The sequence below is a fragment of the Nonomuraea sp. MG754425 genome, from assembly GCF_021699195.1.
Lineage (GTDB): Bacteria > Actinomycetota > Actinomycetes > Streptosporangiales > Streptosporangiaceae > Nonomuraea.
The window spans coordinates 14,426-28,543 of the sequence record NZ_SSXE01000048.1; the positions used below are offsets into that span (position 1 = coordinate 14,426).

Annotated in this window: 14 protein-coding genes; 7 read left to right on the forward strand and 7 right to left on the reverse strand. The window is 71.5% G+C overall.

Annotation, left to right across the window (positions count from 1 at the left end):
• Positions 1-57: 57 nt before the first annotated feature.
• The 4 genes from FAF44_RS18510 to FAF44_RS18525 are packed head-to-tail and all read left to right on the forward strand — an operon-like array spanning position 58 to position 3,058.
• Positions 58-1,008, forward strand: coding sequence for an SPFH domain-containing protein (locus FAF44_RS18510; protein ID WP_237104439.1), 951 nt, complete (start codon positions 58-60; stop codon positions 1,006-1,008).
• A complete protein-coding gene (locus FAF44_RS18515) occupies positions 1,008-1,247 on the forward strand; it encodes a hypothetical protein (protein ID WP_237104478.1) in 240 nt (79 codons plus the stop codon). Before FAF44_RS18510 ends, FAF44_RS18515 begins: the two co-directional genes overlap by 1 nt.
• Positions 1,222-1,875, forward strand: a complete 654-nt coding sequence (locus FAF44_RS18520) for a GPP34 family phosphoprotein (protein ID WP_237104440.1) — start codon at positions 1,222-1,224, stop codon at positions 1,873-1,875. The genes FAF44_RS18515 and FAF44_RS18520 overlap by 26 nt, the downstream gene beginning before the upstream one ends.
• Before the next feature lie 28 nt (positions 1,876-1,903).
• Positions 1,904-3,058: a DUF418 domain-containing protein gene (locus tag FAF44_RS18525; protein ID WP_237104441.1), complete on the forward strand. Its 1,155-nt coding sequence runs from the start codon at positions 1,904-1,906 to the stop codon at positions 3,056-3,058.
• Here the strand turns inward: FAF44_RS18525 and FAF44_RS18530 are convergent.
• Together FAF44_RS18530 and FAF44_RS18535 are read right to left on the reverse strand one after the other, a co-directional pair.
• Entirely contained in the window at positions 3,049-3,735 is a 687-nt protein-coding gene (locus tag FAF44_RS18530) for a response regulator transcription factor (protein WP_237104442.1), read from the reverse strand. The genes FAF44_RS18525 and FAF44_RS18530 overlap by 10 nt on opposite strands.
• The gene (locus tag FAF44_RS18535) at positions 3,728-5,458 is read right to left on the reverse strand and encodes a histidine kinase (RefSeq protein WP_237104443.1); all 1,731 of its coding nucleotides are present in this window, start codon (positions 5,456-5,458) and stop codon (positions 3,728-3,730) included. Before FAF44_RS18535 ends, FAF44_RS18530 begins: the two co-directional genes overlap by 8 nt.
• 165 nt (positions 5,459-5,623) lie before the next feature.
• Here FAF44_RS18535 and FAF44_RS18540 point away from each other — a divergent pair, with 165 nt between their 5' ends.
• Positions 5,624-6,976 (forward strand): serine hydrolase, encoded by a 1,353-nt coding sequence (locus tag FAF44_RS18540; RefSeq protein WP_237104444.1) that lies wholly within the window; start codon positions 5,624-5,626, stop codon positions 6,974-6,976.
• 69 nt (positions 6,977-7,045) lie between these two features.
• Positions 7,046-8,515, forward strand: coding sequence for an ATP-binding protein (locus FAF44_RS18545; RefSeq protein ID WP_237104445.1), 1,470 nt, complete (start codon positions 7,046-7,048; stop codon positions 8,513-8,515).
• Between the two features lie 54 nt (positions 8,516-8,569).
• Here FAF44_RS18545 and FAF44_RS18550 read toward each other — a convergent pair whose 3' ends face one another.
• The 5 genes from FAF44_RS18550 to ngcE form a co-directional block, all read right to left on the reverse strand.
• The gene (locus tag FAF44_RS18550) at positions 8,570-9,127 is read right to left on the reverse strand and encodes a superoxide dismutase family protein (RefSeq protein WP_237104446.1); all 558 of its coding nucleotides are present in this window, start codon (positions 9,125-9,127) and stop codon (positions 8,570-8,572) included.
• An 87-nt stretch (positions 9,128-9,214) separates the two neighbouring features.
• On the reverse strand, positions 9,215-9,499 hold the full coding sequence (locus FAF44_RS18555; RefSeq protein ID WP_237104447.1) for a 4a-hydroxytetrahydrobiopterin dehydratase: 285 nt from the start codon (positions 9,497-9,499) through the stop codon (positions 9,215-9,217).
• A gap of 9 nt (positions 9,500-9,508) precedes the next feature.
• Entirely contained in the window at positions 9,509-10,363 is an 855-nt protein-coding gene (locus FAF44_RS18560) for a carbohydrate ABC transporter permease (RefSeq protein WP_237104448.1), read from the reverse strand.
• Positions 10,364-11,278, reverse strand: coding sequence for a carbohydrate ABC transporter permease (locus tag FAF44_RS18565; RefSeq protein ID WP_237104449.1), 915 nt, complete (start codon positions 11,276-11,278; stop codon positions 10,364-10,366).
• A gap of 3 nt (positions 11,279-11,281) precedes the next feature.
• Positions 11,282-12,730, reverse strand: coding sequence for an N-acetylglucosamine/diacetylchitobiose ABC transporter substrate-binding protein (ngcE, locus tag FAF44_RS18570; protein WP_237104450.1), 1,449 nt, complete (start codon positions 12,728-12,730; stop codon positions 11,282-11,284).
• Between the two features lie 144 nt (positions 12,731-12,874).
• Between ngcE and FAF44_RS18575 the strand changes: the two genes are divergently transcribed.
• Positions 12,875-14,113: an alkyl sulfatase dimerization domain-containing protein gene (locus FAF44_RS18575; RefSeq protein ID WP_237104451.1), complete on the forward strand. Its 1,239-nt coding sequence runs from the start codon at positions 12,875-12,877 to the stop codon at positions 14,111-14,113.
• Positions 14,114-14,118 lie beyond the last annotated feature (5 nt).

Below are 14,118 nucleotides of genomic sequence, written 5' to 3' on the forward strand. Positions count from 1 at the left end.
CGAAAAAGTGATATCACTTTGCTAGCAAGATGAAGTCACACAGAAGGAGGAAGGACGATGACGGAGACATCGAGCGGGGCCGTCCTGGAGGGCGGCGTCATCGACATGCCCGCGCCCCACACCAGCGAGCGCCCGCTCAGGGCGGCCGGCGGATTCATGATGCTGACCGTTTCGACGGTGCTGGAACTGGCCGGGCTCGCGCTGCTCGTCCTGGCCATCGCGATGCTCGCCACGGGCTCGGGGGCCGCGGGGCTCCTGCTGCTCCTCGTGAGCATCCTGGTGATCCTGGTCGGGTTCGTGATGTTCTTCGGGCTCACCGCCGTCGCGCCGGGCGAGGCCCGGGTCGTGCAGCTCCTCGGCCGCTACGTCGGCACCCTGCGCACCCCCGGCTTCCAGTGGGTCAACCCGATCACCCAGCGCCGCCGGGTCTCCACCAGGATCCGCAACCACGAGACCGACGTCACCAAGGTCAACGACGCCGACGGCAACCCGATCCAGATCGCGACGGTGGTGGTCTGGCAGGTGCAGGACACCGCGCAGGCCGTGTTCGAGGTGGACGACTTCGTGGAGTTCGTGGCCATCCAGGCGGAGACGGCCGTCCGGCACATCGCCGGCGCCTACCCCTACGACGCCCACGGCGAGCCGCGGCTGTCGCTGCGCGACAACGCCGAGGAGATCAACGACCAGCTCTCCACCGAGATCGGGGCCAGGGTCGCCTCCGCCGGGGTGAAGGTCATCGAGTCCCGCATCATCCACCTGGCCTACGCGCCCGAGATCGCGCACGCGATGCTGCGCCGCCAGCAGGCCGGCGCGGTGGTGGCGGCCCGGCAGCGGATCGTCGAGGGCGCGGTCGGCATGGTGGAGATGGCGCTGGCCAAGCTCGCCGAGCACGACGTGGTGGAGCTGGACGAGGAGCGCAAGGCGGCCATGGTGAGCAACCTGCTCGTGGTACTGGTGGGCGATCGCGACACCCAGCCGGTCGTCAACACGGGCACGCTCTACCAGTAATCGCCGTGGAGCGGAAGAAACTCCTGTTGCGGCTCGACCCCGTGGTCCACGACGCACTGTCCAGGTGGGCCTCCGACGAGCTGCGCAGCACGAACTCCCAGATCGAGTTCCTGCTGCGCAGGGCGCTCGCGGAAGCCGGGCGGCTGCCCGACGGGGTGGGGCGGATGCGCCCGCGCGGCCGGCCGCGCGCCACCACAGAAGAGGAGCAAGAGGATGGAGACGACGGTGAAGCAGGATGAGACGCTGACGCGGGCGGCCTTCCTGCTGGCCTTCGACCTGCGTAAGGAGCGGCTGGCGAACCGGGGCGTGCTCGGTTACCTGCTGCGCGCGACGACCCTGGCCGAGCTGCTGCTCGCGGGCGACCTCGCCGACGACTCCGGCCGGGCGCGGGCCGTGACCGCCCCCGCCGGCGCCGGGCCGAAGTCGCTGCGGGCGATCGTCTGGGAGCAGATCTCGGCCTCGCCGCCCCGGCCCTGGCGGCACTGGGTCGGCAAGGACCACACGAAGGCGGTCCACCTCGTACGCGACGAGCTGGCCGCCGACCGGCTGATCCGGGTGGAGCGGCACTGGGTGCTGGTCTTCCCGGTCCAGCGGATCGTGCCGCGCAAGGCGTACCTGTCACGCAGGCTCGCCGAACGAGTCGGCCGGGCCGTCCGCGGCAGCCGGCCGGTCGCCCGCGTGGAGCGGAAGCTGGGCGCCCTGGCGGCGCTGGCCGTCACGGCCCGGCTCAAGGGGGTGGTGGACGAGCGCGAGGCGCACCTGCACCGCGACCGCATCCGGCAACTGGCGACCCCCGTCGAACCCATCGTCACCGCGCTGCACAAGAACATCGAGACGGCCCAGTACATGAAGACCAGCGGCGGTTGACACCATGCGTTCAGGAGGAGCATTGACCATGCCCATCGTGGCGCCGGCCCGGCCCGGCGCCGCCCTCCCGGGGCGGGCCCTCGCCCCCGACCTGGCGCGCGGCGCGATGTTGCTGGCCATCGCGTTCGCGCACGCGCCGCTGTTCGTCACCGACGTCCACCGCGGCCCCGCCGTGCTCAACGTGATCACCGACGTCTTCCACTTCCTGTTCGTCAACAACCACGCGCGGCCGATGTTCGCCTTCCTGTTCGGCTACGCGCTGGTGCAGATGCTCGACCGGCAGCTCGCCCGCTCCGGCGGCGACTGGGTCGGCGCCCGCAAGCTGCTGCGCCGGCGCGGATGGTGGCTGGTGGCCTTCGGCCTCGTGCACACGGCGCTGCTGGTCTCGATCGACATCCTCGCCATGTACGGGCTCGCCTCCGTGCTGCTGGCCGGCCTGCTACGGCGCAAGGACACGACCCTGCTGTGGACCGCCGGGCTCACCCTGGTGCCCGCCACCGCCATGGTCGGGATCGGCATGTGGTTCCCGATGTCGCAGGGCATCTCCACGTTCACGGCGGGCAGCAACGCCGCGGGCGACGCGGACTTCTGGACGATGCTCGTCGAACGGCTGCTCGTGTGGCCCTTCGGCCTGGTCGTCGGCGGCCTCTCGGTCGTCCCCGGCGTGGTGCTGGGCATGTGGGCGGCGCGCCGCCGCTACCTGGAGGAGCCCGTACGGCACCGCGGCCTGCTGCTGCGCGCCGCCGTCGGCACCACCGCCGTGTCCGTGGCCGGCTCGGTCCCCGCGGCGCTCATCCAGGCCGGGCTGTGGACCGCTCCGTCCCCGGCCGCGCTCTGGACGGCCGTGCTGCTCCAGCCCCTCACCGGATACGCCGGCGGCATCGGCCTGGCGGCCCTGATCGCCCTCGTCGCGATCCGCGCCGGGCGGCGGCGCAGCCGGCTCACCACGATGGTCGAGGCCCTCGGGCAGCGCTCGATGAGCCTGTACCTCTTCCAGTCCATCGCGTTCGTCCTGGTCTTCTTCCCGTACGGGCTGGGCCTGCAGGACCACCTGGGCCTGTTCGGCGCCACGCTCGTCGCGGCGGGCACCTGGGGAATCTCGCTGCTGCTCGCCGACCTCATGCGCCGCGTCGGCTACCGCGGCCCGGCCGAGATCCTGCTGCGCCGCCTCGCCTACCGCTGATCGGGCGGCTCCGGCCCCAGGTAGGCCAGCACCGCGGCCACCCTCCTGTGCACGTCACCGCTGTTCTCCAGGCCGAGCTTGGTGAAGATGGCGTTCACGTTCTTCTCCACCGACGAGATCGACAGGTGCAGGGCGCGGGCGATGGCGGAGTTCGTCCGGCCGTGGGCCATCTCGCGCAGCACGTCCCGCTCGCGGGCGGTCAGGGCCTCCTGCTGGCCCCGTACGTCACGCCTGGCCAGCAGGCCCTCGACCACCTTCGGGTCGATGACCGAGCCGCCGGAGGCGACCGCCCTGATCGCCCCGAGCAGCTCGTCGAGGTCCCCGACCCGGTCCTTGAGCAGGTAGGCGAACCCCTCGGTGCCGTGCTTGAACAGCTCGAACGCGAACAGCGCGTCCGAGAACTGCGACAGCACCACCACCCCGACCCCGGGATGCGCGGAACGGATCCGGTGGGCCGCGTCGATGCCCTCGAAGCCCGCCCGCCACCGCCCTCCGGGCATCCGGATGTCGGTGATCACGACGTCGGGGCGCAGCCGGCGTACGGCGTCGAGCAGCTCGTCGGCGTCGCCCACCGCGCCCACGACCGTCACCTCGCCGGACGTCTCCAGCAACCGCCGGGTGCCCTCGCGCACCAGGTAGTGATCGTCGGCCACCACCGTGCGGATCGTCTCAGGCATCGACCGGCACCCACGCGTTCACCCGTGTCCCCTCTCCCGGCCCGCTGTCCACCGTCAGGCTCCCGCCGAGCGCGTCGAGCCGGTCCGCGAGCGTGGCCAGCCCTCTCCTGGACGCCGTACGCGGCTCGAAGCCCCGGCCGTCGTCGGCGACCGTGGCCCGCAGGCGGCCGTCGTCGTGGGCCAGGCGCACCTCGATGGCCGTCGCGCCCGCGTGCTTGAGCGCGTTCGCCACGGTCTCGCTCACCGTGAAGTACATCGCACCCTCGACCTCGTCGGCGAACCGCCTGGCCCGCAGTGACGGGGGCGCGCTCACCGTCGTCCGCACGGGCAGGCGCGAGCAGCGCTCCTCCACGGCCTCCACCAGGCCGCCCTGGCTGAGCGAGGAGGGATGGATGCCGGCGGCCAGCTCGCGCAGGTCGGTGAGCGTCTGGCGGGCCTGCTCGCGCAGGTCGGCGAGGGTGTCCGGGCCCGCGCCGGTCGCCCTGGCCAGCTCCAGGCCCGCGATGAGGGCGACGAGTTGCTGCTGCACGCCGTCGTGGATGTTGCGCTCGATGCGGCGGCGCTCGGCCTCCTGGGCGTTGACCAGGCGGGTGACCAGCCCGGCGCTCTGGATGGCCAGCCCGGCGGGCACGGCCAGGGCCCGCACCAGCCGGCGGTCCACGCGGGTCAGCGGGCCGCTCTGCTTGGGGCCGCACTCGATGCGCCCGCCGCGTACCGGCAGCTCCAGCACCGCGCGGTCGTCCTGCCTGCCGGAGACCACGCGGGTGCCGTCGTCGAGCGCCACGGCCGCCCAGCGCAGCTCCAGCCCGGTGCGCACCGCGGCGGCCAGCCGTCCGAGCTGCTCGACCGGTTCGGGGGTGTCCTCCAGCGCCGTGCCGAGGTCGGACAGCACCTCGTCCACCGTCGGCCGCAGGTCGAACACCAGGTGCAGGCGCGATCCGCGCAGGCCGACGCGCACGTCCAGCAGCCGGTGGCGGACGATCGCCACGGCGATGGCGGCGGGCAGCGCGGCCATCACCATCACGATCCCCAGGAACCCGGCCACGCCGGCCCGCGTCCCGCCGGCGACGAACGCCATCAGCAGCACCGCGCCCACCACGGTCGCCGCCGCGCCCGAGACCATCCAGGCGTACTGGCCGCGCTCGGGCGGGTCGGCGCGCCGCCAGCGGACGACGAGGCCGCAGAACACGACCACCGCCATGATCCACGTGACCAGTTGCCCGCCCCCCGCGACGAACGCCAGGACGAGATCGAAGCTCGTCGGCGGCCGGGTCCCCCGCGACGGCGACAGGCCGCCCAGCAGGAGCCCTCCCCCGTGCAGCACGACCGCCACGCCGGAGATCCACGCCACGGCGCGCCACCGGCGCGACGGCAGCCGCCCGTCGGGGAACAGCAGGGGCACGAAGATCCAGGACAGGCCGTAGAACACCGTGAACAGGGCGGCGAGCGGGGCGCCGATGAGCGCGGGGACGCCCCGCATCGACAGCCCCACGCCGAGCGTGGCGAGCCCGAAGGACAGCGCGGTGGCCAGGAGCAGCCAGCCGTAGCGCAGCTCGGGCCGCCGGACGGCCAGCAGCAGGCCGAGCGCGGGCAGCGGCAGCGCGCAGACGATGAACGTCCACTGCGACGCGGGAGCGGGCAGGCCGCTCTCCAGGAGCGCGCCGATCACGACGCTGCCGGCGGCGATCGAGGCCAGCGACCCGGCCGGCAGCCTGGAACTCATGGAGCCTCATCGTGACGAACGTTCGGGAGCGGCGTCTATGAGGTTATCCGCATATTTCGCGCGGCCGGCCTCACCAGCCGGGACGGCGGCCCGCACGGTGGTCACGGACCCGCCCGTCGCGGTTGGCTGGAGCTCCGAAGCCGATCCGTCGAATGGAGTCATCTCATGCACACCCCGTCGAAGCCCGTCCGGGCCCTCGCGGCGGCCACGGCTGCGATCGCCATGACGGCCTGCGTCACCCTGCCGGTCCCCGCCCAGGCCACGGCCGCTTCGGTGGCCGCCGCGCCCGAGATCCCCGACACCCCGGCGGGACGGCAGCTCGGCTGGCTGCTCGACGCGGTCAAGCGCACGCCGATCGCGGACGGCGAGCTGGGCCTGCACTTCAGCGCCGACTTCCTCAAGGCCATCCCGCCCGCGCAGGTCAACCAGGTGCTGGCGGCCTTCGCGGCGATGACGCTGGAGCGGCTGGTGTCGGCGCAGGACACGCAGCTCGTCGCCCGGGTCGTGGTGGCCGCCAAGCCGTACGAGCTCCTGCTGTCCGTGGACGGCGCGGGCCTGATCGCCGGCCTGCAGTTCCGCGAGCCGCTCCAGCCGCGCCCGGCCCCGAAGAGCTGGACCGAGGTGGACGAGCGCCTGCGCGCGGCCACCCCGCAGGCCGGCTTCCTCGCCGCCGAGCTGGGCTCCGACGGCAGGTGCCGGCCCGTGCACACGCTCGCCGCCGGCGAGCCCCGCCCGCTCGGCTCCATGATCAAGCTGTACGTGCTGGGCGCGGTGGCCGAGCGTGTCAGGAGCGGCGCGCTCGGCTGGAACACCCAGCTCACGATCACCCCCGAGCTGAAGAGCCTGCCGACCGGCGAACTCCAGGACCGGCCCGACGGCAGCAAGGTGTCGGTGCTGGAGGCCGCCAAGCTGATGATCTCCATCAGCGACAACACGGCCACCGACCTGCTGATCCACAAGGTGGGCCGCAAGGCGGTGGAACGCACGATGCGCGCCTGGGGCGTGAACGACAAGCGCAACGTGCCGCTCATGACGACCCGCGACCTGTTCGTGCTCAAGGGCGCCGACTACCCGCGCCACGCCAAGCGCTATCTGTCGCTGAACGACGCCAAGCAGCGCGTCTACCTGGAGAAGGTCACCGCCCGGGTGCCGCTGTCGAAGATCCAGGCGTGGCCCGAGCCGCGCGAGCTGGGCTCCGTGGAGTGGTACGCCTCACCGAACCAGATCTGCCGGGCCTACGCGGGGCTGGTGAAGCTGGGCGACCGCCGGATCGGCGAGATCATGTCGATCAACGACGCGGGCCTCGCCCTGGACCCGGCCGAGTGGCCGGTCCGGTGGTTCAAGGGCGGCTCGGAGCCCGGGGTGTCGGACCTGAGCTTCCTGGCGCGTACGGCGGCGGGCAAGGCGTACGTCGTCACCACGATGGCGATCGACCCGACGGCCCCGATCCCGGACCAGACGCTGGTGGAACAACTCGCCATCGCCGCCGGCTCCTTCACCCTGGCCAAGAACCCCTGACCGAACCCCGTTCCGCTGCTTTTAGGAGTGCACTTCTTATAATTGCACTCCTAAAAGCAGGGGGGACTCATGAATCTGCCGAAGCCCACGGACATGTTCGACCGCACCTGGGAGTGGGCGCAGCTCACCAGGTTCGTCACCGACCAGGAGCCCGGGGCGAGCCTCGGCGTCGTGTCGGGACAGCGGCGGCAGGGCAAGACGTTCCTGCTCGAAGCCGTGTGCGAGGCCACCGGCGGCTTCTACTACTCGGCGACGGAGGCCGTGCCCCGGCAGGAGGCACTACGGCAACTCGGCGAAGCGGTGGGACGCCATGCGGGCGCGCCGGGGACGGTGCGGTTCACGCACTGGGAGGAGGCCCTCGACGCCTTGCTCGCGCTCGGGGGTGAGCGTCCCGTCCCCGTGGTCATCGACGAGTTTCCCTACCTGGTGCACGGGGCGCCGGAGCTGCCCTCGCTGATCCAGCGGGCGCTGTCGCCCCGGCGCAGGGAGCGGGTGGAGTCGCGGGCGCGGATCCTGCTCTGCGGCTCGTCGATCTCGTTCATGGGCAACCTGCTGATGGGCAGTGCTCCGTTGCGCGGGCGCGCGTCACTGGAGCTGATCGTGCCGACCTTCGACTACCGCGCCGCCCGCGAGTTCTGGAAGCTGGACGACCTACGGCTCGCCGCACTCGTCTACCTGGTCGTGGGCGGGACGCCGGCGTACCGGACCGAGTTCCTGCGCGGCGCCGCCCCCACCAGCCTGGAGGACTTCGACCGGTGGGTGATCGAGCACGTCCTCAGCCCGGCCAGCCCGCTCTTCAGGGAGGTGAGAGCGCTGCTCGCGGAGGATCCGACGCTCACGAACACCGGCCTGTACCACACGGTGCTCGCCGCCGTCGCCGAGGGGAACTGCACCCGGGGCTCCATCGCGAGCCGGATCGAGCGCAAGGCCACGGACATCTCCCACCATCTGACCGTGCTCGCCGGCGCGGGGCTGCTGACGGTCGAGCCGGACGCCTTCCGGCGCAACCGCTCCGCCTACCGCATCACCGAGCCGCTGGTCCGCTTCTACCACTCGGTCATGAGACCCGTCTACGCGCAGCTCGAACAGGTGCGACCGGGCCGGACCGAACGCCTGTGGACGGCCGCCCAGCCGCGTTTCCGCAGCGCCGTGACCGGGCCGGTCTTCGAGCACATCTGCAGGACCTGGGCGCACAGCATGGCCGCCGACGAAACCCTCGGGGGCATGGCCATGCAGGTCCTGTCCGGCGTCGTCCATGACCCCGCCACCCGCGCCAACCACGAGGTTGACCTCGTCGCGCTGGACGCCGACGGCAGGGTCCTGGCCATCGGCGAGGCGAAGTGGGGCGACACGATGGGCCTGGCGCACCTCGAACGGATGGAGCGGATCGCGACGATCCTGCGGGAGCAGGGCCGGGCCCCGAACGCCATCACGCTGTTCAGCGGCGCCGGTTTCATGCCCGCGCTCCGGGAACGCGCCAGGAGGAGCGCGGGGCAGCTCCAGCTCGTGGATCTCGAACGCCTCTACCACGGGGAATGACCCGCCGGACCTCTCCCCCGGCGCCGGAGTGGAGAGGTCCGGGTGGTGGGGCCGTCAGGCCAGGGTGAGGCAGGCGATGCGGGGGCCGGCCTGGCCGGCCTGCGGGCCCGAGGTCGTGGTGGGCTGGGCGTGGATGACGAGGGAGCCGGGCAGCTTGGCACGTTCCAGCGCCCAGTCGTTGCGGGCGCTGGCGCGTCCCGCGCCCTCGGTGTCGGTGGTGAAGTCGAGCCAGATCTCGCTGCCGGGGTCGATCCGGCCGGGATGGTGCTGGTAGTGGGAGCCCGCGTCGTCGGGACGGTCGCCGCACGGCTTGGCGTGCAGGTGGGCGCCGTAGTGGTGCTGGGGCAGCAGGCCCTCGACGACGAGCGAGGTGCGGGTCTGGCCCTCGGACGACTCGACGCTCACGCTGGCCTGGGCGCCCTCGGGGGCGAGCTTGCGGTCGTAGGCGACGGCCGTGTCGGCGTCGGCGGCGAACTCGCCGGCGGCGTTGAGGTTGACCACCTCGCCGCGCGCCCCCTTGGCGTTCTGGACGTTGTCGATCGGGGCCGGAGGGCCCGCGCAGCCCCCGGCCATCGCGGTCAGGAAGACGAGCAGGACTGCGGGCACGCGCATGGTGACCTCCCACGACGGGAGCCCCCTCCGGCTTCGGGGGCTCCGAGGGGACCCCACTTTAACGAGTGACCGGCCTGCTACGTACGGTCATTCGGCCTGGGCGCCGTGTTTTGCCGCGATGTCGTCGATCACGGCGGCCAGCGTGAAGTCGAGGTCGGTGAGGCCGCCCTTGTCGTGGGTGGTGAGGGCCAGGTGGAGGGTGCGCCACCGGATGTCGATGTCGGGATGATGGTTGGCCTCCTCCGCCCGGACCGCGATCTCGTCGACGATGCGGATGGCCGTGGGGAAGTCGGGCGCGGTGATCGTGCGCTTGATCTCGTCGCCCTCGCGCCGCCATCGGGGCAGGTCGCTGAGCTTGCTCTCGACGTCCATGCGGCCACGTTACTTCAGGGCGCCCGCGCCGAGGCCGGACTGGATCTGCCGCTGGAAGACGATGTACACGATCATGACCGGGAGGATGGTGATGGACAGGGCGGCGAACAGGCCGGGCCAGTCCGCCTCGTAGCCGGCCAGCGTGGAGATGCGGGCGATGCCCTGGGTGAGCACCCACTTGTCCGGCGCGCCGGCGAGCAGGACGAGGGGCAGGAGGTACTGGTTCCACTGGCCGAGCACGTTGAAGATGGTGATGCTGATCAGGCCCGGCCGGGCCATGGGCACCATGATCTGGAGGAACGTGCGGGTGTGCGAGGCGCCGTCGATCCGGGCGGCCTCGGCCACGGCCTCCGGCAGCGTCCGGAAGAAGGCCGCCAGGAAGAACACCGTGAACGGCAGCGAGTAGGCGATGTAGACCAGCACGAGGCCGACGTGGCTGTTGAGCAGCCCGACCTGTTTGACCACGAAGAACAGCGGTCCGAGCGCCAGGAACACCGGGAAGGCCAGCCCGGCCACGAAGTAGTAGTAGAGCAGCCTGCTGCCGGCGAACCGGTAGCGCGCCAGCACGTACGCCGCCATCGACCCGAACACCATGGTGCCCGCCGTGCCGAGGACCACCACGACGACGGTGTTCAGCATGTACAGCCCGATGTGCGCCGTGTCCCAGGCCCGGCCCCACGCGTCGAGGCGCAGCGCGCCGGGCAGCCGCAGCGGGTCGCCGAAGATCTCGGTGTTGCTCTTGAACGAGGCCAGGAACGTCCACAGCAGCGGGGCGACGATCAGCAGCGCCCAGACGGCCAGCGCCACGTGGGAGAGCCCGCCGAGCACGCCGAGCGGCGGCCGGTCCGTTTTCCGCGTGCCCATCTACGGCTCAACCCTCTCGCGTCCGGTCGTGCGCAAGGTCAGCACCGCGAAGGTCACGGTGAGGAAGAACAGCGCCACGCCCATCGCGGACGCGTACCCGACCTTCTGGTAGGAGAAGGCGGTGTTGTAGATGGTGATCGGCAGGATGGTGGTGGCCCTGTCGGGCTCGCCCTTGTCGCCCGCCAGCACCTGGACGAGCGCGAACCCGTCGAAGGCCGCGATGCCCAGGTAGATCCAGCCGACCCGCACGGTGTCGCGCAGCAGCGGCAGCGTGATCGAGAAGAACAGCCGGACGCGGCCGGCCCCGTCCAGCGCGGCGGCCTCGAAGTAGTCCTTGGGGATGGCGGCCATGCCCGCGGAGAACAGCACCACGTAGAAGCCGACCCCCTGCCAGACCATGACCGCGATGATCGACCACAGGGCGAGGTCCGGCTCGATGAGCCAGCCGACGGGTTCGAGGCCGAACCTGGCCAGCACGCCGTTGACGACGCCGTCCTCGTCGGGCCGGTAGACGGCCTGGAACAGCACGCCGACCACGGCCACGGCCAGGACCTGGGGGAAGAAGAACACCACCCGGTAGAAGGCCGACCCCCAGACCCCTCTCATGCCGTCGCCGCGGGTGCCGCCGCCGAGGTTGAGCAGGAAGGCGAGGAAGAGCGCGATGACGATGGTCACGAGCGGCAGCACCAGCAGCAGGAGCCCATGGTTGCGCAGCGCCCGCCAGAAGACCTCGTCGGTGAGCAGCCGGCCGAAGTTGTCCAGCCCGACGTACTGGACGATCGAGCTGTAGCCGTTCCAGTTCGTCAGCGAGAGCTGGAACGCCTGCGCGTACGGGCTGATGACGAAGACCGTGTACAGCGTGAGGGGGACGGCGAGGAACCCGGCGACGAAGCCGTACGTGCGCAGCCGCTCCATCGGTCACCGGTTCCGCGTCTGCTTGGTGACCGAGTCGTCCTTCTTGACGTCGTCGGCCTTCTTCTGCATGCGCGCGCAGAACTCGTCCGGGGTGATCCGGCCGGCCATGACGACGTTGATCTGCTCGGTGCCGTAGTCGAACAGCTCCTTGTACCAGCCCTCGAAGCGGGCCTCGGTGATGATGTTCTGGCCCGCCCGGTCCTGGGCGCGGGCCGCGCTCTTGAGGCCGGCGGGCAGGTCGACGCCCTCGGCCGCGCCGTTGACGACCGTGACGTTCTTGGTCAGCTCGGTGAACCTGCGCGCGCCTTCCTTGGAGAGCATGAGGCGCAGGTACTCGAGGCCGCCCTGCGGGTTGCGCCCCTTGGCGGCGACCACGAAGTTCTCGCCGACGCCGACCTGGATGGCGCCGTACGGCATCGCGTCGGAGCCGGTGACCTCGGGGATGGGGGCGATGGCGTACTCGAAGTCTTCTGGTGTGTCCTTGGCCATCTCGTTCTCGACCCAGGAGCCGACCGGGTAGAACAGCACCTTGTTCTGGAGCTGCTTGATCTGGGTCTGGGTGTGGTCGAGGCCGAAGTACGCCTTGTCGCCGTAGGTGGCCTGGACCTCTGCCCAGACGGTGACCGCCCGCTTCATCGGCCCGGCGGTCCAGGCGTTGTCCACCAGGTTGTCGATGTCGAGGATGACCTGGTTGCCGCCGATCTTGGCGGCGGTGTAGAGGACGTTCCAGAGCTGGTAGTACGGCCCCTTCTGCCCGGGGTAGGCGAACAGCAGGACGCCCTCCCCCTTGGCCGTCTCCCCCAGCGCCGTGAACTCCTGCCAGGTCTCCGGCACCTTCCAGCCCTTCGCGGCGAACAGCTTGGCGTTGTACCACAGCGCGCGGTGCGAGACGGTGTAGTTGAGCACCAGGTCCTTGCCGGTGACCAGGGCGTTGTCGAGCACGGCGGGGGTGACGGTGTCGCGCACCTTCCTGGCGGGGTCGTCGATCGAGGGGGCGTCGAACAGCGGGGCCAGGTCCGCCAGGTGCCCCTCGGCGGCCAGCGCGGCCAGGTCCATCGACTTGGGGCCCGAGTTGTTGATGACGTCGGGCGCGTCGCCGCCGATCAGGCGCGGGCGGAGCTGGGTGCCGATCTCCTGGGTGGCGGTGTGCTTGATCGTGACGCCGGGGAACTCCTTCTTGTAGAGCTCCTCGTGCACGGTCCTGGCGTACGCGTCGCCGTAGCCGCCGCTGAAGATGACCACTTCGAGGGGTTTGGCGGCGTCCACGCCGAACGGGTTCGCCGGGTTCGCGGAGGCCGGGAGCGAGGCGGCGGGGCTGGCCAGGGGCGCGCCCGCCCCGGTGCCGGCGGTGGCGCAGGCGGCGAGCAGCCCCGCGCCGGGACCGGCGGCCAGCGCGGTCATCGCGATCCTGCGCATCAGTTGACGCCGAGTGATGTCGCCCGGGTGGGTCATGACGGCTCCTGAATTAGGAAAGTTTCCTAAACGTTTGCCCGCAACGTATGGACGGCCTCCGACGCCCGTCAAGAGGGTGCGGGCGAGACGTGACCTTGCCGTGACGCCTTGCCCCGAACGAGGTTCGGGACGCAGAGTGGTCGCATGATCGAGGAGTACGCGGACCGGGTGTGGCGGGGCGAGGCCGACGACGACATCGTCGAGGCGGGCATGGCGGGCCAGGGCGTCCAGCCGATCGCCGGTGGGGTGGGCTGGTGGCCCGGCTTCGGGAACGTCATCACCTTCGAGACCGGGGGCGAACTGGTGCTGTTCGACACCAGCAGCCCGTTCTCGGCGGCACAGCTCCACGAGGACGTACGGCGCTGGACCCGGGCCCCGCTGACCACCGCCTTCTACTCGCACGGGCACATCGACCACGTGTTCGGCACCGGGCCGTTCGAGGAGGAGCAGGGCGCGGCGCGGGCCACGGTCTACGCCCACCGGGCCGTGGCCGACCGGTTCGAGCGGTACCTGCTGACCGGCGGCTACAACGCGGTGATCAACCAGCGGCAGTTCCGGGCCCCGAACCTGCGCTGGCCGACCTCCTACCGCAACCCCGACGTCACCTACACCGACGCGCTGACCGTGCGCCGCGGCGACCTGACGTTCGACCTCGTGCACGCCAAGGGCGAGACCGACGACGCGACGATCGGCTACGTCCGCGAGCACCGGCTGCTGCTGCCCGGCGACCTGTTCATCTGGGTGACGCCCAACTGCGGCAACCCGCAGAAGGTGCAGCGCTACCCCAGGGAATGGGTGCACGCGCTGCGGCTGATGGCCGCCATGGACGCCGAGATCATGCTCCCCAGCCACGGCGCGCCCGTCTTCGGGGCCGGCCGCATCCGGCAGGCGCTGCTGGAGACGGCGCAGTGGCTGGACTCGCTCGTCACGCAGACGCTGGAACTGCTCAACGCGGGCGCCCGGCTCGACGAGATCGTGCACTCCGTACGCCCGCCCGCGGACCTGGCCGGCCGCCCCTACCTGCGGGCCCGCTACGACGAGCCGGAATTCGTGGTGCGCAACCTCTGGCGGCTCTACGGCGGCTGGTACGACGGCAACCCGGCCAACCTCAAACCCGCCCCCGACGCGGTGCTGGCCGGCGCGCTGGCGCAACTCGCGGGCGGCCCCGCGGCGCTCGCGGACGCCGCGCTGCAAGCCCTGTCGGGCGGGGACGAGCGGCTGGCCGGGCACCTCGCGGAACTGGCCGCCCTGGCGGCCCCCGACGACGCGGGCGTGCACCGCGTGCGCGCGGAGGTCTTCTCCGCCAGGGCGGCGAACGAGCTCTCCCTCATGGCGAAGGGCGTCTTCACCTGGGCGGCCGAGGAGTCCAGGGGACGTTCCTGAGCACG

Excerpts from the sequence above, each read along its gene's own strand:
- FAF44_RS18510 (WP_237104439.1), top strand. The coding sequence starts at position 58 with ATGACGGAGACATCGAGCGGGGCCGTCCTGGAGGGCGGCGTCATCGAC.
- FAF44_RS18520 (WP_237104440.1), top strand. The coding sequence starts at position 1,222 with ATGGAGACGACGGTGAAGCAGGATGAGACGCTGACGCGGGCGGCCTTC.
- FAF44_RS18525 (WP_237104441.1), top strand. The coding sequence starts at position 1,904 with ATGCCCATCGTGGCGCCGGCCCGGCCCGGCGCCGCCCTCCCGGGGCGG.
- FAF44_RS18530 (WP_237104442.1), bottom strand. The coding sequence starts at position 3,735 with ATGCCTGAGACGATCCGCACGGTGGTGGCCGACGATCACTACCTGGTG.
- FAF44_RS18535 (WP_237104443.1), bottom strand. The coding sequence starts at position 5,458 with ATGAGTTCCAGGCTGCCGGCCGGGTCGCTGGCCTCGATCGCCGCCGGC.
- FAF44_RS18540 (WP_237104444.1), top strand. The coding sequence starts at position 5,624 with ATGCACACCCCGTCGAAGCCCGTCCGGGCCCTCGCGGCGGCCACGGCT.
- FAF44_RS18545 (WP_237104445.1), top strand. The coding sequence starts at position 7,046 with ATGAATCTGCCGAAGCCCACGGACATGTTCGACCGCACCTGGGAGTGG.
- FAF44_RS18550 (WP_237104446.1), bottom strand. The coding sequence starts at position 9,127 with ATGCGCGTGCCCGCAGTCCTGCTCGTCTTCCTGACCGCGATGGCCGGG.
- FAF44_RS18555 (WP_237104447.1), bottom strand. The coding sequence starts at position 9,499 with ATGGACGTCGAGAGCAAGCTCAGCGACCTGCCCCGATGGCGGCGCGAG.
- FAF44_RS18560 (WP_237104448.1), bottom strand. The coding sequence starts at position 10,363 with ATGGGCACGCGGAAAACGGACCGGCCGCCGCTCGGCGTGCTCGGCGGG.
- FAF44_RS18565 (WP_237104449.1), bottom strand. The coding sequence starts at position 11,278 with ATGGAGCGGCTGCGCACGTACGGCTTCGTCGCCGGGTTCCTCGCCGTC.
- ngcE (WP_237104450.1), bottom strand. The coding sequence starts at position 12,730 with ATGACCCACCCGGGCGACATCACTCGGCGTCAACTGATGCGCAGGATC.
- FAF44_RS18575 (WP_237104451.1), top strand. The coding sequence starts at position 12,875 with ATGATCGAGGAGTACGCGGACCGGGTGTGGCGGGGCGAGGCCGACGAC.